Genomic DNA, 19,843 nt, shown 5'->3' on the forward strand with positions numbered 1-19,843 from the left:
TGATGAAAATAAAAACCGTTTCGATTCACAATTTCAGAAGTGTCAGGGATACTGAATTCGACCTTGAAGATTACTCTCTGCTCGTTGGCCCAAACAACGCGGGCAAAAGCACTGTCATTGATGCTCTCCGCGTCTTTTACGAAAAAGATAAATACGGATATCGACCAGATCGAGATGTACCTTTTTTAGGTTCTGACGGTGAGTCGTGGATAGATATCACATTTGCATTACTACCGCAGGAACATAAAGGACTGGCGGATAAATACAAGGCCCCAGACTTCCTTCTAAAAGTACGTAAATATTTGAACTGCAAAGATAAATCGAAGAATGGGCTAATCTATGCATTCTTGCCGGAAGGCGATCTTGCTTCAGATCAGTTCTACGGTGCAAAACAGGTTCAGCAGGGCAAGCTTGGGAATGTTGTTTACGTTCCGGCAGTCAGTAAAGTTGATGAGCATATCAAATTGACGGGCCCCTCTGCATTACGTGACTTACTATCCACAGTTCTGGACGAAGTGATCGACTCAAGCAATGCGTTTGTAGAGCTTGAAAAGAACTTCATTCAGTTCTCCAAAACCATCCGTAATGCGTCTACCACTGACGGACTATCGCTGGGAGGCCTTGAAGAGGACCTGAGTAGTCTGCTTGGTGAATGGGGAACAGAGTTTCATTTCTCAGTTAAAACGCCAACTATTTCTGATATCACCAAGTCTCTGATTGACTTTCATTGTCGAGACGAATCACACGAACAAGATATGGGCCTGGATCAATTCGGATCAGGGTTTCAACGTCATTTCATCTTTTCTTTGATTCAACTAAGTGCGAAATACCTGGGTAAAAAGAAGCCCACCCAATCAAAGGATTTCAGCCCACAGCTGAACTTGCTCTTGTTCGAGGAGCCAGAGGCATTCTTACACCCTTCGAAACAACAAAAACTGGCATTGAATCTCCAATCCATTGCAAAAGACGAGACGTCGCAAGTAATTTGTTCAACTCATTCCCCGCATTTCATATCGCATAACATTAGCAATATTGGATCCGTTCTTCGATTGCGACGTGTTGGGGGTATCGGCCGAGTTTATCAAGTGCGAAAAGACCGTTGGAATTCGATTGTCGAACAAAATCAGGAACTCAATGAGATCGCAAGCAAGTGGAACGGGAAAAATAAGCCACCACATGAGGATGATTATCTTCCCGAAATGGAGTCTATTAAGTACTGCTTGTGGCTGAACCCGGATCGGTGCGGGATGTTTTTTGCAAACCGAGTCCTTTTGGTTGAAGGAGCGACAGAAATCGCTTTGATCAACCGGCTAATTACAGATGGAAAGATCAGGATTCCTGACGATGGACTTCAGGTTGTAGATTGCATGGGCAAATTCAACACTCACAGATTCATCCTACTACTTTCTGAACTTGGAACTCCACATGCGGTCCTTCACGATGCTGATTTGAACAAAGGGCAACATTCTGAGCTACACGAACTGGTAAGAAAATCGAGCCACGCAAAATTAACATGTCGTATTGAGAAGTTTGGTACGGACCTGGAAGACACGCTGGGAATCTCAAAGACAACCCGTCACCGAAAACCTCAGCACGCTTTGATGAATTACGAACGCGGGGATATTGAAGACTCTCGCGTGGCAGACCTGTGCAAGAAGGTTCAGGATTGTATCGACAGCATGGCCAATTCATAGCGACTTAAAAATACTTTTGGAGAATGAAGTGGAGATGATGTCAGACGACTATTCCAACATGCAATGCCATTCTCAATGGCTCCCCGCAACAACATGATCTTCGGTTTAAAAGAGTTCTCCTCGGAACGATGAAAATACTTTGGGCTGGTGATTATACAACATGAAGAACTGAATCCGCATATCATGAAACGATACTTGACCAAATCTCGATTCATTCTCGGCCACGGCTGCCCGACAAAGCTGTTTTACACTGGGAAAACTGAGTACGCAAACACGCGGCAGACGGACGATTTTCTTCAAGGACTTGCGGAAGGCGGGATGATTGTTGGTGAGCTGGCCAAGCTCTACTTTCCGGAGGGACGAAATGTTTCGTCACTGGACGACGCTAAGGCACTGGAAGAAACCAACCAACTGCTTCTCAAGGATAATGTTGTCATTTTTGAGGCTGCTGTCACGATCGCCAATCTATTCTGCCGGATCGACGTGTTGGTCAAGACAGGAAATGAGTTGCAGCTGATTGAGGTAAAGGCCAAGTCGATTGATGGAAATGACGACGATCCATTTCGGACCACCCGAGGCCGCATTAGCTCCGACTGGAAGGATTACCTGCTGGATATCGCTTTCCAGCGTTATGTCTTACAGCAGGCGTTCCCAGAGTTTACTGTCACTTCCTGGTTGATGTGCGTTGATAAAAGCCAGGAATGTACCGTCGACGGTCTGCATCGACTTTTCAAGATCGAGAAAGACGGCTCCCGAACTTCCTGCGTTTTCGTCGGCGATGATGCTGAGAATTCAATATGTCGGGAAATACTGAAAGCCCGAAGAGTCGATGGACACATTGACGAATTATGCAGCGGAAACTTCGATAATCGAGACTTTGAACAATATGTCCGTTGGCTGGCGGACAATTACGAACAAGACACAAAAATCGCTCCCGAAATTGGGGTTCACTGTCGGAATTGCGAATTTCGTTGCACACCAGAGCAACGCGATGAAGGCTTAAGGGACGGTTTCCGGGAGTGCTGGTCAGAAGTACTCGGCTGGTCTGACGATGATTTTGACCGCCCCACTGTTTTTGATCTTTACAGTTTTCGACAAGCCCAGGATTTCATCAATCAACGTCGTATTAAATTGGATAATCTGTCCGAGGATGACCTTAGTTTAGAGGTAGACTCGAACCCCGGTTTACACCCCAGCGAAATGCAGCGGATTCGCCTGAATTACCTTAAGAGTGGTAGAAACGAATCTTTCGTCGACATTGATGGCCTAAATGAAGTAAAACGAAACTGGAGATTTCCTCTGCATTTCATCGACTTCGAAACGGCGGCCCCTCCTGTGCCACTTCATCAGGGCTTACGGCCATACCAGAGCCTGGCATTTCAGTTTTCCCACCATACACTTCATGAAGATGGAAGCGTTTCCCATGCGGGCGAATACTTAAATGCAGTACCCGGGGCATTCCCGAATTTCGATTTCCTTCGAAACCTGATGTCTTCGTTGGACGGCGATAATGGAACGATTTTCCGGTATGCGGCTCATGAAAACACAATTCTTAACCACATCGTCGAACAACTGGATCAGTTCGGGCATGACGAGAGTGATTTCCAAGAGTTGCGGAATTTCGCCAGTTCGATTTCAAATCCTACAAAGTCTCAACCAAATCCATGGATGCCTGGCGATCGAGAAATGGTCGATTTGAGGGAGCTTGTGGCTCGACACTATTACCATCCCAGAATGAAGGGCTCACAATCCATTAAATACGTCCTGCCCGCTGTTTTGACCGACTCCACTTTTCTTCGCGACAAGTATTCGAAGCCCATATACGGATATGAAGTTGATCCCGGCTCCAGCCGTAACTTTGCGACTCAGACATGGATTCAGACCGAAGGAGACAAAGTCATTGATCCCTACGAACTTCTGCCTGCTGTGTTCGATGAAGTTGACAAGAATACCTGGGACAATTTGTGGGCTGGTGATGAAATCCGTGGAGGCGGTGCTGCGATGGCTGCTTACCTTCGTCTACAGCAGGACGGGCTTCCCCAGGAATATCGAGACGACATTGAAAACGGCCTGCTTAGATATTGCGAACTCGATACACTCGCCATGGTGATGATTGTCGAATCGTGGCTCAATCACAGGAATTAAGATCTTCCACAACCTATTCTTAAATTCCGGATTTTAAGATACTGATCCATTCTGTCCCTGACTACATCCGCTGGTCATATTGCCCCTTGCTAATGGCATTCTGTCACATACTTTGCTACCCTTTGGGGGACAGATATCATAAAGATCAGTACTCCTTCGATTGTTACCAGAGCGAGTAAATGAGCATGTATGCAGCGGGAGAGAAAATGTGACCGAGCCTGACGGCAGTATGAAACCAGAAGACCGTTCCCCCCAGCCATCACACTCCCAGTCTCAATGGCACACCCGCTCCAGTATGATCCGCGACCTGAAACTCGAAGAGGTTTCGGAAGAACGCTGGCAAGAGTTCGAGCTGATTTACAAACCACTACTGCTCTTCTGGATGAGAAAGAAAAATGTTCCGGCATCAGCGGAAGATGAAGTCCTGCAGGAATGCTGGCTCGCTGTGTACGAGATGATTGGAAAATTTGAACGCAATACTGAAAAAGGTACCTTTCGAGGTTGGCTGCGAATAATTTGTCGGAACAAGGTTGCTGACTACTTCCGGTTACTTCCGAAAGATAATGGAGTGCCGCAGGAAATGCTGAATGCCGCTGTGAATCCCGAACAGAAGGATGCCGATGAAATAGATGAAGAAGAGAAGGCACTTCGGGAGATAGAAGCCCGAGCGTTGGAAGTGATCCGGAGTAAGACTAAAGAACAGACTTGGAAAATGTTTTGGATGACGACGGTCGAGAATGTGCCAACGGCTGAGGTTGCTCAACAATTCGATGTTTCAAAAGCGGCAGTGCGTATGGCGAAACAGCGTGTACTGAAACGACTTAAGGAGCTGGGCTTTGAGGTTTGACTATGGTTTCGAGAACTTGAGTTTTCGTGTTACACCTCTCCGATAGTCATAAATAGGAGATCCTTGTGGCCCAAAATAACAGATAGCAATAGAACAGATGCGGTGAACTAGAGATGGCACAAATACTCAAATGTCCCACACGCGACGAACTCATTCGACTGAATAACGACGAGTTACCCGGAAATCTGAGTGAATCGCTTTTCGATCACATCGAGAGCTGTGGGCGGTGCTCGTCCATCTATGGTGAGCTTGAAGAACCACAGGACAACTTTGCGAGTCACTTTGCTCACATCTCTCCCGAAGACCTGGAGAAAGCTCGGGAGGGCATTGCAGCCGATGCACTTCGAGAGTCGGCAACGTCGCTCTTTCCAAAGTTATCTGGCCTCTTACGTGATAGAGAACGGAGGTCAGCCCTTCATCCGCCATGCGATGTAAGAGACTACAGGGTGCTGAAGCAAATCGGCATCGGTGGGATGGGAGAAGTGTATGAGGCCAAACACATATTATCCGGGCGACACGATGCAATTAAAGTTATCCGACGGTTCAGGCAAGATACTCCTGAAGCAGAAGAGCGTTTCCTAAGTGAAATCAGGACTGTTGCTCAGCTCAATCACCCCAATATTGTGATCACCTATGGTCCGTGGCGTGAGCAAGATGGCAATCTTTATCTGGCCCAGGAACTCCTGAAGGGTAAATCGCTCCAAGATTTGGTTAACCTGGACGAGTTTGGTGGACCGAAAGAGATCATCGACGCCATGATTGGCACATGTCGCGGTCTGGAGTATGCACACGACAAAAAATACTTCCATCGAGATATCAAGCCTGCCAATGTCATGCGATTAGAGGACGGCACGATCAAAGTCATCGACTTTGGTTTAGCGTCAGCTGCTGAATCAGGGGAGTCTGCAATTCTGGTAGGTGCTGGCACTGTCGGCTACATGTCCCCTGAGCAGGCACATGGCACCGGACCAGTCGACCATCGTTCTGACATCTATTCTGCAGGCCGCATGTTGAAGTACTTGTTGACCAAAACTCCAATCGACCCTGCCAGCAAAAAACAGATCCGTGCGGTTAAAAAACTGAACAAACTTGCTGAGTGGATGACCCGTAATTCTCCCGGAAAAAGACCAAAGAATATCACGGTCGTCATCTCACGGCTTGAGAAGATTCGACGGGCTCTCATCAGATCCCGGGTGAAGACAGCCCTTACAGCTTCCGCAATCCTGGCCACAGTAGCCCTTGGCATTTGGGGGTTTGTCGTAAACTACGGCGACATTTCAGGAGGGATGGTGAACCGATTCATCGTCCAAGATGAAGTCGCAAGGCAGCTCGATGCACGGCAGCAGGAGGCCAATGAGGCACTGTCCAAAAAATGGAATAACGAGGTTGCCCCTCGCCTGAAGCGTAACACTGCTGAATTCCGCACCAATGTGGAATCGACGCTTGAAGGTCTCCGCTCTGGCCAGCCGGACCAAGTGCCCGCAAATGACTTGGCTTCGATCTTACAGCAGCTCCCCGGAATGGTGACAGCAAAAGTCCCGCAGCCCCCCACGTACGATCAGGGAGCGGATGAGCTCATCTGCTCCGTTAAACTTGCTCCGGATGAAGCCGCCTACCGTGCCACCCTGCCCCGACTAAAACAAACACTCGATTCAATTGCGATTGGCAATCCTGAAGAAGTAACGGTTCGACCAACGTCACTCAGATCCGATAAATCAGAAGATGGCGTGCCTGTTTACTCGTTACCACAAATCGAAAGCGATCCGCGAACCGCTGGAACGCAGGGCATCGTCTCGTTACTTATTGACTGGAACAGTGCTCAGACCTTTCAGGTCTGGAGGCACTATGTTGTGGACTTTGGTGCGATCAATGTGAAGGGTACTGGATGGCAGTTCATAAAACCGACAAACCAACACTGGCTTCAAACAGTTGCTGCCCGAGGAGACGATGACTTTGGGAAACTGATGGCGTTTCCCCTCATGTCTCGCACCATTGAGACGCAGTTTCTTGATGACTCCGGTACCAAAGTCGATGTCGACTCCTGGGAGTGGCTCGGTCGCAATTATGTCGACGTTGGATTGCCCCAAAATACGCTGAGCAATGGTCTCCCGACAGATCGCATGCTCAGTGGCGTCCCAAACCTGCTGGTCTCGCCGATTCATCGGCATTCGGGACGTCCCGATGAATCTGTGCTGGTCACTGGCTGGACGCAGGGGTCGCAGTCGAAAACCAATAATTTCCATGTCACCATTGCTCCCTTCTGCATGGTGCAAAGCACGTTCGCTGGAACCACCCGGGCTCTCGTTTTCTCCCCGGCTTCGGTGCAGACGCGGAAAATCCGGCTGGATTCCGAGCTCTGGCAAAAGATCTCCACGGTCAAAGTGAGCAACCGGACAGCCACGGAGAACTAGCTCAAGAGCGGCGAAGGGACGCTTCTCCCCCTACAAATCTGCGTCAACGCCTTAGCAGGCGGCCCCTCTGCCGATGGGATTCCAGGGTTCACGTGTGCTTTCCGCACGCTCTCAGGCTGTCATTCGAGAGGTCCTCGGACCGATCAATCCTACCAGGCCCGATTTTGCGAAATTAGCAAGCTTCCGTCGTCCAGTGTTACACGTCCGCGATAGGCATGAGTGTGAAGAGTCAAAGATCGTTTCTTGACTCGCAGAAGAATCCCTCCCTATGGAGACTACTCATGTCAGAGCGAGCGAAGTTAGAAGTGTCTATCCCCCTCGAGGCCGCCACCAGTCGATTGATGAACAGGAAATTCCCGACTCATGTTCGCAGGTTAATGCATCATTTGGGTGGGCAGAACATCTCAGGCACCAGCGAAGAGGACGGAAGGAAACCTGGCTTCTTCATGGATGCGATTTTTTCCAACCGTCAGACCGCCTTGAGTGCCGCCATGGCAATCCGAGCATTATCACTTGGGCATTCTGGGACATCCGCGAAGGACTTTTGGTACACAATCGACGACGACGAGATGCTGCTGTTCAAGAACAAAGGTGACTTGTATGCATACGAGTCAAAGAGTTTTGCAAGGGTCTTGGAGGAAAAATTGGGAAGCAAAGTAACTGAAGCCTTTGGTGGTTTCGTAGGCTTCTAAAGAAAAGAGCCGTATCGAGTACCAGTTACAGCTCAAACCAAGAGCTCTAAGCAAGAGCTATTTATCCAGCCCGCTTCCTTCACCACGAGGGAAAGCGGGTTTCTCTTTCCAAGAACCGACATGTAGCTCCATCAGTGCCATAGCAAGATCAGGCAGTGAGCCGCCTTGGAGAATGCCCATCCAAATAGACACCTGTCTTCAGAATAGCTTGTGTTTCTACATATCTGCGTTAAAGAATTTCCTTTTCGACTTCCGTGTTACGCCGCCTCGAGAGGTATGAATGTGAACGGAACTGGTCCGTTCGGTCCATGCAACTCTTTTCGGAAGAACTCACAATGCGTAAGCCAGAACAAGAAAGCGACCTACAGGCCGCTGGCCCTCAGGACGAATCTGATGACACCTTTCATCGGATTGTCTACGAAGCCCCTGAACAGAAGCGATGCGAATTGCTGCACAGTATGTGGCGAGATAAATTTCTATTTCAAGTCGCGGATACCGAATTAGGGGAGATTCTATGCGGGAGTCAACCTTTAGTGCGTGTCTTTACGATCTCAAACGAGCTGGTCGCTCAGAAACTTAAATGGAAGCATGATATTGATTTTGTTGATGAAAAAGTCGTGGCTTCTCAAACCGAAAAGATCCTGAGTTCTATTCAGGATTCAGTACAAAGCAACTATGGAGTCGTCGCGAGTGGAGATGTTGAGACAGAGGTCTGTTCTGAGTTTCCATTCTTAGAGTTTGGGAACGATGGGTTCGTCATCGGACTATTCTTCTCACGTGACAGTAGAAATGCTGCCACAGACAATATCCTCACTGACTGGAAAGGCTGGGGAGTCGGAACGGAAATCAATTTGACTGAACTCCAACAACGCCAAGAGTGGCGAGAGAACTTCCAGCAGTGCTTTGATGACAGTGAAGTTAGGTCGCGTCTCAACGGCATGTCACACGAAGAGCGACTGCAAGAAATTCAAGTTCTTTGGCAGCAAGGCGTTGCTTTTGAAATGACGGATCCTGATATGGGTACGAAGTACAGCAGCGTCGGAAGCGATATATATTTCTACGTGGATTATTCTCTGGGTATTGTCCCACCTTGTGACCGTTCGGACTGTTCTTTCCCAATTGATAAGTCGATCATCCGCGAATACATGGAGTTCTTGGATGACGAAGATGGAGAAAGAATGCGAACGATCGTCCAGATTGAACGAACAATCCGCGATGACGTCGAAGTTAATGGCGGGGAAGTTTTCGTCTTTGAACGCATGCTTCATGAAAACGAAGATGGAACCATCATATATGAGGGGCCGTCATCCACAATGATTGGTTGTCGATTTCCGACCGAAGCAGTCCGTAACCAGTTCGCCAGGGAGATCTTGGACTCCCTAAGCATATATGGAGTGGAGATCGACGAAGATACGAGGGAGGTCATAATGAATCTCAACGAGAGGATTGCATACGCAGCATGGATGAAAGCCCGTATCGAAAGTGACCCGGACAGAGAAAATCAACTTCGTCTCATGAAAGGCCCTACATTCGATGAACTAAAAGAACAAGTCATCAATAATCAGATTGCGAATTGGGAATCTACACAGAAAGAAAAAGACACTTGAGACAAAATCTTCCTTGGTCAGTTAATACTGAAAAACAACCACAATGTTCGATATCTGGCCCACTTCTTCAAAGGTAGAGGAAGTGGGCATTTAAGATCGACTGTGTTATTTTCTTGCCTCTCTTCATATGGAAACAATGAGAATCTTCTAACCAGATAATGTTAGAGCAGCTAAAGCCATAATTCAGAAATGTCGATCTTTCAAATATCTCTTCCCATCTAAAAACAATCAAAGGCAATCTTCAATCCGGCCACGATCCACGCAATCTCTTAATTGAATTCACTCGCAGACAGTTTCTGTGAGGTGAGGGACAATTATATTTCATCTCAGTTTGTTTTTGGTTTTTCATAAGAATTTGTAGCCACTCTGATATATTGCACCGAATCCAGTTTCATTCGTTCCAGGTTATCCGTCAAATCATGCCCACCGCCCAGCACGATAACATTGATTCCCTGCCCTTTACGTAAGATCTTGAGCATCTCATCTTCCCGTTTCTCTTCAGCCTTCTCATCAAATTGAATCTTGCCATTTCCGCCAATGGGATTGGCCGTTTTAAACGCTGCTGAATTTTCCAGTGGGATAACAGAGTTCAATTCATTTGTAATCATCAACTGGGCAGGGACTCCCAACTGCATTAGATCCCGTTTGTATTGTTCTTTCAAAAATAGATCAAATGCACCATCACCTTCTGGCACTTCGAATTCCCGAAGCGTTTTAACGAACGAATTGAACGCATTTAAGTTTTTCTCAGTGAGCCCTTCCAGGTACACAGATCGAACTTCGTGATTCTTGATCAGGTACCTCAGGATCTGCTTCTGCTCTTTCTGAATCGCTTCAACATCCTCCAGGAATTCAAAATACTGCCTTTCGATCTCTGCTTCAGATAATTTACCACTTGAGGAATCAGAAAGATCAGTAGCGAAATCATCTCGGGACACAAAGTGCCAGTTCAGCAGATGAATGATTATTTGTTTGGGTTTGGACTTGATCGGCGTATTTACGACGGAAGCCGTGGTGGGTATTTTACGCAACTGGGAGCTGAGATCTGCCCCTGGACTCGGTTCATCGGCGAAGGTAGCCGCGACTGCGAAGTGCAAGCATAAGAGGACACAGGCACAAAGAGATAATCTGGGCATGACTGGATAGTTTAAAATGGATCCATTCGTAAAAAAAGCCGTCTGTGTGCCTGCTCCAGACGGCTGCTTTATTATACTGCCATGCACATAAAAGCAAACAACTATTTATAAAAAGAACCGCTATGATCTTTCGTCTCTCTCAAAGGCTCAAGCAGAAAATCAAAATTGGTACGCTCAATGCCAGCCCATTAGACCGGAACCCTTTTAGTGACTGGTCATGCCACATCTTTCCAGCTAATCGCCGTCAGTACATTTTGCTGTGTAATACCAAATCATTCTATTGCTGTGTCATGCCAGCCAAAGGTATTACTAATCAAAAGGTCTTCGCCGAAAATGCAGCAGACTGTATCCGGGATTTCACAGCCGATGATGCCAATCAGTGGGCTTTCCGGAAATTCATTGCTCCTGAATTTGAAACAGTTCGGTTTGGTAAAGCATTAAATCGCTCTGTAACAAGTTCAATGAATCAACTGATCGAATACGCTCAGGACTTACTGATTGAGGATGCTATGTCTCCACATGAGGTGGGATTTAAGCTGAATGACTTTTTGCTGTCAGCTATTGTTGAGAAAAAGTCTGATGGGTTTAGCACGCCTAATGATGCATTTCGGAGAATGGTGGATTCCAGAAAACTGGAAGCAGCAGAATCAGATCTGGCAGAACCCCCAAATACTACAACATGGTTTGTTTACATTCTCAGGTGTGCTGATGATTCCTTATACACAGGAATCACGACAGATCTAAACCGGAGATGTGAGCAGCACAATGCTGGAACGGCTTCACGCTATACCCGTAGTCGTCTACCAGTCACTATGGTTTATCATGAAACTCAAGAGAATCGAAGTATGGCTCTCAAGCGTGAACTGGAAATCAAGGCGATGTCACGATCAGCAAAAGAATCGCTCATCAAGTCTATAAAGTGAGAATTTACCCACCACATCTGCCACATGCTTTCCCATCATTCGGCCCACAAATCCGACCACGCTTTGTGTTCTTGAAATATTCACAGTTCTCGTTGTGCCGCACATTGGATGATGTATTCAGCCAGAACTTTGTGCCGGGGGTATTACTCGGCCTTCTCTTTCTGGCCCGATACTCCCAGGGTGGAAGCGGATTGGCATCAGCCCAGAGACCACGTTCCGCCTGTCGGGCTGATCGCTCTAATTTCGCCAGGCGTGCTTCATCGTTGTATTTTTTGTAATGCCAGGCCCAACCATCCTTAATCATCTTTGCGTTGGTGTCCAGGCCGCCCACTATTATGACTCCAAGAGTGCGACCATATCTGTCCTCCCCCGTCTTTTTGACCGTCACGGTTTTGCCGAAAACCATCTTTGATAATGCCTGCTTCGATTTCGTTCCGAAGCTCTGACTGGATTCTGGTGCGTCGATTCCCTCTAGTCGCACTTTGACTGACTGGCGGTTGACCAGCACCTTGACGGTATCGCCATCAGTGACTCCAATCACTTTTCCAGTGAGGGTACTAACAACCTTAGGCGGAGCAGCAAAAACAATCCCAAAGGTGAGCAGAATCAGGATGGCGGTGATATAACGCATATCGTTCCGGTAGAATGAATGGATTAACTGTTTTAAGTGCTGGTAAAATTGCGTCACCACTTACAGAACAGCGGCGATTGATTATCCGGTTAAATTTGGTCGACCTCATCATTACTATGTATCTGATTCTTCAAATCCCTTTCGATCAGAACACGACGCTGACCAACCGGAAGATTGATCCCCAAGCGAGACAACGAAGCAAATAGGACACCTGAAAAAAACACTTCGTCAAGATTCCCAATGAGTGGAAGATTGTCAGGAATTTCTACTACGCCCATTGTTATATTCGAAAGGTAAATCGCAGAAAGCAAGAGCCCCAATACTGCCAAAAAACCAGAGGCACATCCCTGATCATTCGCCATTAGCCGTCTCCATGCTATGTTCGATTCGTAATCGTCCACTCCCACCACACGCATTACATCTCATCGCGACCGAGCCCGTTCCACCACAAGCAGAACACATCACTGCCTCTCCCCCGAATACTCCGGAGGTTCGATGCCCGTCTCCATTACAGATTGCACATGAACCTTCGATACGACCAGTGCCCCCGCAACTCGCACAGTCTCTTGAATTATCAATTTCAACGGGAGTACCCGCTTCGTGGCCACTACAACCTACAAGCATGAGTAGGACGACGGAAAAATACAGCGTAACACGAGTCATATTGAACACCAGATGATTGAGGATGCAAATTTGAATTAGACTAAATTCTGTCGATAATCTCTATCAACCACAAACATACTGAAATTTTGTTTAACAGCAGGTAAATTGTCAAGTGAGTATTATCGCAATAAAAACAGTGCTAAAATCAACAGATTTTAATCAGGAAATTTAAACGCTGAACGATCACCAAGTCCGTTGATAAGATGCTGCAGATACTCGGATAGATGTATCATGCCAGTCCCAGCTAATACTATTCTCATCCTCTCATAATCATTTTGGTTAAGTCGACATTGGTAGCTTAAAGGACGAAATAAATGCGACTTTATCGACAGTCTTTTGAAACTAAGAAGAATGAATGGATTGAAGTCGAGCTACCAGTCAGAAACTTCGTGGCGACCTGGAGAGGCCGGGTTTTTCCCAATCAGAAGTTTGATCCCAGTAATGTGGCTGGCCTGGGATTTCTCCTGGGGGATAAGAAAGCTGGCCCTTTCAAGCTGGAAGTCGAGTGGATCAAAGTGAAGAAAACCGAAGAGTAAATCGTCCCCATCCAGAGCGATCTGTAACAACGCTGAATATCAAGCTCCACTGACAATATAGGAACTTATGCGACCTGTCAGTAAATCAATGGAAAGTAAGCAGCATGCCCCACTTCATCTGCACAACCTGCGGAACGCAATTCAATAAATCCGACCAACCACCTGCCGAGTGCAAGATTTGTACTGATGAGCGGCAGTATGTTGGCTGGAATGGGCAACAATGGACGACTTTCTCTGACCTTCAAGAATCGCATCGAAACGTCATTCGGCTTAAAGAAGCTGGTCTCTATGGGATCGGAATGGAACCATCCTTTGCCATTGGTCAACGGGCACTACTTATTGTTCGTCCCGAAGGAAACATCCTCTGGGACTGCATCCCTCTCATTGATGATGGCCTCATCCAAATGATCAAAGGTATTGGTGGTATTTCTGCCATCGCAATTTCACATCCGCACTACTACACGAGCATGGTGGAATGGAGCCGGGCATTTGATTGTCCTATTTATCTGCACAAGGATGACCAAGAGTGGGTGATGCAGTCCGATCCTGCTGTCCAGTTTTGGGAGGGTGAAACGAAGGAGGTCAGCAATGATCTGACATTGATTCGGTGCGGAGGACACTTTGACGGGGGCACGGTCCTGCACTGGCCTGAGGGGGCGGCTGGAGAAGGAGTGCTGCTTACCGGTGATATTCTGCAAGTGGTTCAGGATCGACGCTGGGTAAGCTTTATGTACTCTTACCCCAATCTGATCCCACTGCCAGCATCGGTAGTTCGGCGAATTGCTGACACCGTCGAACCGTTCAGTTTCTCTCGTATTTACGGAGCCTTCTGGGGAAAAATTGTTGCCACAGATGCAAAAGCGGCTGTCCAGAGATCAGCAGAACGGTACATCAAAGCTCTGGAAGAATAATTTCCGTATTGATGACTCTCACGTGATGATGAGCGACAGGATCAGTACATGTCACAAAATTACCGAAACATAGTCCTCAGATTCGGATCCAGTTCATACTCTCCCTTCAGGTTCTTTATCATGGCCAACTGAGTTTCAAGTTCGTGCTGAATCTGAGGATGCTCGAACAGGGTCTCCGGTGTATAAACCGGATCATCTTTTTCAAGCTTGCAGTCAAGACCATCAATCACTGACTGAGCAACATCCTGGGACACCCCCACATCGTTTCTGCGACAGCATAGAATACACATCCCAATGCTCTGTTGCACTATGGATATAATGGGATCAACATCTCGCATGGGATCGGCCCATCCGTCATCGACTTCCATGAAGTCCATGTCGAGGGCATTCAGTTGATCTTTTTCAGGGATCATACCATTCAACAATGAATCCCAGATATCGTTCAGGATGTCATGTAATGTTCGCAAATCAGATTGTGACAAATTCTTAATGAGGTGATCGTCGTGTGATATTAACAGGCGGTCGGCACACCATACAGCAAACAAGCATCGTTCCAAATGACGAAGCGAACGGAGTTGCTTCGTCATGAATTCATAGTGGTCGTCCATGTCATTGATCGGCTTATTCATGCGTCCTTATGATCCTTGGTGCCAGTCAATTCAGGAATCATCCTGATCGGTGACTTTACTCGCATAAGTTCGTGACCGTGTATGCCAGAACGCCCACAATACAAATACACCCTGCAACGGCAGTCGCAGCAGGTGAATGGTGGGCGAAGCTGGCAGGATCTCCTGGTTCTGGTAGAGGTAGATGTTGGCCGGAAATACAGCAATCAACAGGGCTATGATCCCCCACGCTGCCAGACGTGAATATTTCGGTATCAGCAGCAGAGCCCCCAGTAAAATCTCAAAAACGCCACTGACTAGCACCAGTTCTTCATGAAAAGGGAGATAGGGGGGCATTATTTTCAGAAAGAATGCTGGATTCGCGAAGTGCATCGTGCCAGCCACGATCATGAAGATCGCGAGAAGAAACTTTGAGATTGATTTCACCTGACTCATCTGTGTTCTCGCTTGGGGATGGGGCTTCCCTACTTGTTTTTCTAACTTTAGATTGAAAAGAGTGGTACCCAGTAGTTGTAGTCGACTGGGATAATTAAGCATATCACTTCCCTGTCAGCCAGACTGCCTCCAAACCTCACTCCAATCCATCACCGGCATTTCCCTATACTCTTTCTCTAAATCAGGTTACAGACCAATCCAGACCGTCTGCATGGCTCCCACTGTGCCATTTGTGTCGGGTGTGTTGGTCAACTCAATATATACAGAATATTTTACGATCCCTGTGTTACGCTCTCACGATAGGTATAGGTGTGATACACGACATCGTCTCTCGAACATCAATTCATCTACTTTACAGGAAGTATCAATCATGAAATCTCCGAGATCCATCCATTATCTGATGACCATTTGCTGTTCGATACTGGCGGCATTCTGTTTCGCTGGCTGTAGCGATTCATCCTCATCGACTTTAATAGCTCCGAAGTTCGTTGTGGAAGATTGGAATACTTCGCATGGAGTATTTACAGCATAGTGGTTCATCACGATCAAAAACAATGGTGCCCCCGGATCACAGCTCGTGCAGTTCTGGCACGGAAGTTCTGAAGATAGTGCTTCACGCAATGTCCTCTATTCAAAACGGCACTCTCTTGGATTCGGTGAGCAGAAGACCCTTGAAATCTCATGGACTCATGGAGGCATTGGTGTCTTTGCAAGTGGTGCTATTTATGGCTTTGACGAAGGCGTTGAATTCCTTCCGTAACGGGCATAACATAAAACTTTGAGATATTCACAGAGAGACAATAAAATGAGTAGCGATTCAAAAAGTAATGCAAATCCGCAAGAGCTCTACAACGACCTCAGCAACGAAGTCGCAGATACTCTTCTCGGGCCAAATTCACCAGTAAGAGGCTCTGCTGAATTCGACAGACTGATCTCTGAGCATGACCAATTACTTTCACGCCAAGAGGAGCTGAAAGACTTAGAAAAGAAGCTGACTGAAGTCCTGCCTGGCCTCGAACAGACCGAGGGTAATCTGTCTGCTGCCCAAAAGCAACTGGCTGTAGAAAAGAAGAAATTGGCAGCTTATGCGGGCGAGTTGGGTCAGGCAGCATTCGCTGGCCTCCGTTCCGGTGAGTTGCCAGATCATCAAATCTTCTCTGATCGAAAAGAACTACAGTCCCGCATTGAAAATCTGCAGCGTCAACGAACGGAACTTACTGCCGATGAAAACGCAGGGATGATGGATAAAGCGAAAATTCAAGCTCAGCAACTTAAACTGAAAGGCCAAATCAAGCTAGAAGAGCTGAAGATCAATTCAGTGGACCGGGCTATCGGCGAAGCCATACTGAAATCTAAAGAAAAGTTGTCCGTTCGATGTGATCAGACTGAGAAAGTACTGAAAGCAATCATACACCAGCGTAAGCAGGTCACGACGGCCAAAGAGAAACTAGAGCAGGCGGAAGCAGCAGTGGCAGACCGAAAATCAGCCGCTGCTCAAATACTTGGACGGTCCAACATTACTAATGCGGCTTCACTGAAATCAGAACTCAAAGAAACTCGTAAGGAATATCGGCAGAACGAACAGGCGATCACGAAATCACGAAATCAAACTGTGAACGCAGCTGTAGGGAATCAATCGTTGCGTAAAAATGCTTTGATTGGTGAGAAGCTGCAAGAATTAGAAACCATCTCAGATTCTTCGGCAGCATCGTACCTGCGAGGCATCAGACTAATTCAGTCAGTTTACTCAAGTTGGCAAACATTACCGTTCCGATTGCAAATCGGAGTCGCTTCTGCCTCGATCGTCGCAGTACTGCTTTTCATGGCACTTGGTTATTTCCAAGGTGAGGCTAGCACGCAACTCGATGAAACCATGGGGGACGCCAGTCAATTCCGAATTGTCGAGAAGATTGAAAATGCAGATAAGTCTTTGGAAGTCCAAGAAGTTCGCGGGGACGACACATCTACTCCTCTTTCTCGCCAAACCGCCAAGCCAAGCATCGCAAAATGGAATAAATGGCCTGAACCTGATGAAATCGTAGCTGAGATGGGGTCGCTAACGATGCTACAAGCAACAACGCCGGTCAATCATAGTTTTACAGTCTTGAAACAGATCTCTGAAGGCGTTTACGAGATCCAAATCGAGTTGCCAATCCAATCAAAAGGGCGTGCTGTTTTGTCGACAGTGACAACTAAATTTGAAAGTGACGGTAGAGCTATGCTTCCCCTCACATACTCCGGTACCCAATCATTTACTTTGCAGAATGGATTTAAGCGTCAGATCCGGATTTTTCAAGAGGCGTCTGCTCTCTCTCCGAAAGAAGCCGCGATTCGAGAAAGAGAATATTTCAATGAAATGAAAGCCCTTCGTCGAATGCTCGTATGCTCTTCCATTCACTTCAACGTCCCCATAACAGGCGAATGGAAAGATTTTTATACGGCTGTTGGAGCCGACAAATGGGATGAGATGATTTCAGATGACTCTCTCTATCTTAGCAAACGAGCAAAAAACTATTTTTCAATTGAAGTTTCAAGTGCTTATCGAGAAACCAAAGAAGCGATGGAGAAAGGCTACTCACCTACGCACTATGCGGCACAAAAGAGAGATCTAATGACGCTGAATGCTCTTAATAGCTTCGGTGAGAGTCTTTCCGAATTGGGGGACGTTGGGAGACCACCATTGCATGTTGCGTTTGAATCCTGCCTGGAAGAACTGACTGGAAGGAACGAAACCAATGCCGCCAAGAGACTCCTAGACTGGTTCGCGAACCACGATGCGAGTGTCAAGCAAGTTGATTCCAAGCAACGAAACCTTGTGCACTTACTGGCACTAAATAGTCAAACTGGACTCGACGAATCGGATACATTGCTTGGGTTCCTGCAAAAAAGAGGGTTCAACTTCGGGTCTACTGATTCACAAGGAAACCATCCCGTACATTTGGTACTGCACAGTGTCATTGAAAAGACGACAGACAAAAGAAAAGGCAGGCCGTCGATGACACACGCAGAAACTGCTAAGCGATGTGGAAAAATACTCGACCTTTTCGCCAAATACGGGGCAGACCTTCGCTCGCGAGACAATAAAGGATACACCCTCATTCACAAAGCATGTGAGGTCGCAGATGTTGAATTATTGAAGATAGTCCTCGAAAAAGATATCAACGTAGATCAAAAGAATAAGTCCGGCGATACGCCATTACTACTATTAAGCAAGCATTGGGGAGACGTCGAAGAACGCGATCGACCCCAAATCGAGCAGTCTGTCCAGTTACTGTTAGAAAAAAACGCAAACAAGTTGATCCGAGACTCAAATGGCCACTTCGCCGCATTCCACCTGGGAGACTCACTTCGGCATCTGTTGTTGGTTGAGACCAATAACATACCCATAACGATAGATGGCTGGGACGTCTTCCTCTTCGCTGGTAAGGACGCATTCTTTGCCGGAACCGCGAGCGGTTCCGATCATCGTTTCGCAGTATTAACAGATTCGGGGAGCGTGCTCAAGACGCTTGTACTCGACGAGTTGTCTGGTCCGGTCGCGGCCCACCTCAATGCGGATGGTAGCAAGCTGCGGCTTACTGATAGCGGGTTGTTAACTTCGGCCATCGCAAGAGGATCTGGCCAGGCAATTCCGGATTCTGAGGACAGGTTCTCTTTGAAGCTGTGGGAGGTATCCCAAGAAGGTAAAGTCGAGTCAAAAACAATACGATTCAACAAGAACTATCTTTTCCCGAACGAAAACGTGTTAGATAAAAGCTCAACAAGATTTTCAGATTCTGGAATCATACGATATGAAAACGTGCACACATCGAATGGGGCAGATTCTTCAGTTTCCCTGGCGAGTTATGGTAACAATGGAAGGGAGCTTTGGCGGTACGACCTATCAAAGCTCTCAAAGACTTCGTTTTTAGCGGATGGCCTAATCCAAGTTATGAGCCCAAAAAGTGGAACAGCTACGTTGCTGCACAATGGTAAAAAGGTGGCGAGCTATGACATCAAAGCGATCGGTGCAGACTCTTATCGTCCACCGACTGGAGTGGCTATCACTGAGGCGAATGTGACTGTTGTTCGCACTGATGATTCGGTGGTGATTATTGGAAGTGACGGTAATATAACAGGCCGCATACCTGTGGGATACGGACCGAAATCAACATTTCAGGTGTTTGGCAATCTGGCAATCGTTGGTAATAGGGAAAATGATGTTTTCTGCATTGATACATCAAGTGCAAAGAAGCTTTGGAAAGCTAGAGGTAATCGAGTTGACGGGGGACTGCAGCAAAGCAGAAACGGCGAATGGTTTTGGATTTCTGGTTCGAAATTAGTTCGGTACTCACCCAATGGAGAATTGGTAGGCAAGTGCTTGCTTCCTGGTTTCAAAGAGTCATCGTCATCGCTACCTACTTTTGACTGGCTTGGAGAATCGAAGTTTGGATTTTTGAGTATCTCTGAAGAAGGGTATCGTGACCGACGATTATCTCTTTATCTAAATGTAATAGATATTTCAGAATGGTAAACAGCCTGGTTCGCAAACACCTAAAAAAAGTCCTGCGGCCCCCTATAGGATTGCAGGACTTTTCTTATTCTCT

At 47.0% G+C, this 19,843-nt stretch carries 15 protein-coding genes; 10 read left to right on the forward strand and 5 right to left on the reverse strand.

Translation table 11 applies throughout. The features are described from left to right. The first annotated feature begins 2 nt into the window (after positions 1 to 2). The 6 genes from RID21_RS03810 to RID21_RS03835 all read left to right on the forward strand — a co-directional run bounded on the left by RID21_RS03810 (position 3) and on the right by RID21_RS03835 (position 9,396). Positions 3 to 1,694, forward strand: coding sequence for an ATP-dependent nuclease (locus RID21_RS03810; RefSeq protein WP_350187245.1), 1,692 nt, complete (start codon positions 3 to 5; stop codon positions 1,692 to 1,694). Positions 1,695 to 1,877: 183 nt separating this feature from the next. After that, the gene (locus RID21_RS03815; RefSeq protein WP_350187246.1) at positions 1,878 to 3,839 is read left to right on the forward strand and encodes a DUF2779 domain-containing protein; all 1,962 of its coding nucleotides are present in this window, start codon (positions 1,878 to 1,880) and stop codon (positions 3,837 to 3,839) included. Positions 3,840 to 4,047: 208 nt separating this feature from the next. After that, entirely contained in the window at positions 4,048 to 4,686 is a 639-nt protein-coding gene (locus RID21_RS03820; RefSeq protein WP_350187247.1) for an RNA polymerase sigma factor, read from the forward strand. A 113-nt stretch (positions 4,687 to 4,799) separates the two neighbouring features. After that, complete coding sequence (locus RID21_RS03825) at positions 4,800 to 7,097, forward strand: serine/threonine-protein kinase (RefSeq protein ID WP_350187248.1); 2,298 nt, start codon at positions 4,800 to 4,802, stop codon at positions 7,095 to 7,097. 281 nt (positions 7,098 to 7,378) lie between these two features. Further along, positions 7,379 to 7,789 carry a hypothetical protein gene (locus RID21_RS03830; protein ID WP_155363050.1) on the forward strand — a complete coding sequence of 137 codons (411 nt, stop codon included), beginning with the start codon at positions 7,379 to 7,381 and terminating at the stop codon, positions 7,787 to 7,789. 335 nt (positions 7,790 to 8,124) lie between these two features. Further along, positions 8,125 to 9,396 (forward strand): hypothetical protein, encoded by a 1,272-nt coding sequence (locus RID21_RS03835; protein ID WP_350187249.1) that lies wholly within the window; start codon positions 8,125 to 8,127, stop codon positions 9,394 to 9,396. A 326-nt stretch (positions 9,397 to 9,722) separates the two neighbouring features. Here RID21_RS03835 and RID21_RS03840 read toward each other — a convergent pair whose 3' ends face one another. Continuing rightward, positions 9,723 to 10,427, reverse strand: coding sequence for a hypothetical protein (locus RID21_RS03840; protein WP_350187250.1), 705 nt, complete (start codon positions 10,425 to 10,427; stop codon positions 9,723 to 9,725). A gap of 227 nt (positions 10,428 to 10,654) precedes the next feature. On the opposite strand from RID21_RS03840, the gene RID21_RS03845 reads away from it, so the two are divergent. Then, positions 10,655 to 11,455, forward strand: coding sequence for a GIY-YIG nuclease family protein (locus RID21_RS03845; protein ID WP_350187251.1), 801 nt, complete (start codon positions 10,655 to 10,657; stop codon positions 11,453 to 11,455). A 4-nt stretch (positions 11,456 to 11,459) separates the two neighbouring features. Here the strand turns inward: RID21_RS03845 and RID21_RS03850 are convergent, their stop codons facing one another. Beyond that, the gene (locus RID21_RS03850; RefSeq protein ID WP_350187252.1) at positions 11,460 to 12,086 is read right to left on the reverse strand and encodes a thermonuclease family protein; all 627 of its coding nucleotides are present in this window, start codon (positions 12,084 to 12,086) and stop codon (positions 11,460 to 11,462) included. A gap of 89 nt (positions 12,087 to 12,175) precedes the next feature. Beyond that, positions 12,176 to 12,448 (reverse strand): hypothetical protein, encoded by a 273-nt coding sequence (locus RID21_RS03855; RefSeq protein ID WP_350187253.1) that lies wholly within the window; start codon positions 12,446 to 12,448, stop codon positions 12,176 to 12,178. A 615-nt stretch (positions 12,449 to 13,063) separates the two neighbouring features. Between RID21_RS03855 and RID21_RS03860 the strand changes: the two genes are divergently transcribed. Together RID21_RS03860 and RID21_RS03865 are read left to right on the forward strand one after the other, a co-directional pair. Continuing rightward, the gene (locus RID21_RS03860) at positions 13,064 to 13,285 is read left to right on the forward strand and encodes a CIA30 family protein (RefSeq protein ID WP_350187254.1); all 222 of its coding nucleotides are present in this window, start codon (positions 13,064 to 13,066) and stop codon (positions 13,283 to 13,285) included. Between the two features lie 104 nt (positions 13,286 to 13,389). Next, entirely contained in the window at positions 13,390 to 14,196 is an 807-nt protein-coding gene (locus tag RID21_RS03865) for an MBL fold metallo-hydrolase (RefSeq protein WP_350187255.1), read from the forward strand. 59 nt (positions 14,197 to 14,255) lie between these two features. Here RID21_RS03865 and RID21_RS03870 read toward each other — a convergent pair whose 3' ends face one another. Both RID21_RS03870 and RID21_RS03875 read right to left on the reverse strand, forming a co-directional pair. Beyond that, on the reverse strand, positions 14,256 to 14,825 hold the full coding sequence (locus RID21_RS03870) for a hypothetical protein (RefSeq protein ID WP_350187256.1): 570 nt from the start codon (positions 14,823 to 14,825) through the stop codon (positions 14,256 to 14,258). Positions 14,826 to 14,855: 30 nt separating this feature from the next. Continuing rightward, the gene (locus RID21_RS03875) at positions 14,856 to 15,359 is read right to left on the reverse strand and encodes a DoxX family protein (RefSeq protein ID WP_350187257.1); all 504 of its coding nucleotides are present in this window, start codon (positions 15,357 to 15,359) and stop codon (positions 14,856 to 14,858) included. 703 nt (positions 15,360 to 16,062) lie between these two features. Here RID21_RS03875 and RID21_RS03880 point away from each other — a divergent pair. Then, positions 16,063 to 19,770 carry a hypothetical protein gene (locus RID21_RS03880; RefSeq protein ID WP_350187258.1) on the forward strand — a complete coding sequence of 1,236 codons (3,708 nt, stop codon included), beginning with the start codon at positions 16,063 to 16,065 and terminating at the stop codon, positions 19,768 to 19,770. Positions 19,771 to 19,843 lie beyond the last annotated feature (73 nt).

Origin of the sequence: Gimesia sp., assembly GCF_040219335.1 — a bacterium.
Classification (GTDB): Bacteria; Planctomycetota; Planctomycetia; order Planctomycetales; family Planctomycetaceae; genus Gimesia.

Bases quoted from the DNA above. Each gene is read 5' to 3' on its own strand.
- RID21_RS03810 (WP_350187245.1), top strand. From the start codon at position 3: ATGAAAATAAAAACCGTTTCGATTCACAATTTCAGAAGTGTCAGGGAT.
- RID21_RS03815 (WP_350187246.1), top strand. From the start codon at position 1,878: ATGAAACGATACTTGACCAAATCTCGATTCATTCTCGGCCACGGCTGC.
- RID21_RS03825 (WP_350187248.1), top strand. From the start codon at position 4,800: ATGGCACAAATACTCAAATGTCCCACACGCGACGAACTCATTCGACTG.
- RID21_RS03830 (WP_155363050.1), top strand. From the start codon at position 7,379: ATGTCAGAGCGAGCGAAGTTAGAAGTGTCTATCCCCCTCGAGGCCGCC.
- RID21_RS03835 (WP_350187249.1), top strand. From the start codon at position 8,125: ATGCGTAAGCCAGAACAAGAAAGCGACCTACAGGCCGCTGGCCCTCAG.
- RID21_RS03845 (WP_350187251.1), top strand. From the start codon at position 10,655: ATGATCTTTCGTCTCTCTCAAAGGCTCAAGCAGAAAATCAAAATTGGT.
- RID21_RS03850 (WP_350187252.1), bottom strand. From the start codon at position 12,086: ATGCGTTATATCACCGCCATCCTGATTCTGCTCACCTTTGGGATTGTT.
- RID21_RS03855 (WP_350187253.1), bottom strand. From the start codon at position 12,448: ATGGCGAATGATCAGGGATGTGCCTCTGGTTTTTTGGCAGTATTGGGG.
- RID21_RS03860 (WP_350187254.1), top strand. From the start codon at position 13,064: ATGCGACTTTATCGACAGTCTTTTGAAACTAAGAAGAATGAATGGATT.
- RID21_RS03865 (WP_350187255.1), top strand. From the start codon at position 13,390: ATGCCCCACTTCATCTGCACAACCTGCGGAACGCAATTCAATAAATCC.
- RID21_RS03870 (WP_350187256.1), bottom strand. From the start codon at position 14,825: ATGAATAAGCCGATCAATGACATGGACGACCACTATGAATTCATGACG.
- RID21_RS03875 (WP_350187257.1), bottom strand. From the start codon at position 15,359: ATGCTTAATTATCCCAGTCGACTACAACTACTGGGTACCACTCTTTTC.
- RID21_RS03880 (WP_350187258.1), top strand. From the start codon at position 16,063: ATGAGTAGCGATTCAAAAAGTAATGCAAATCCGCAAGAGCTCTACAAC.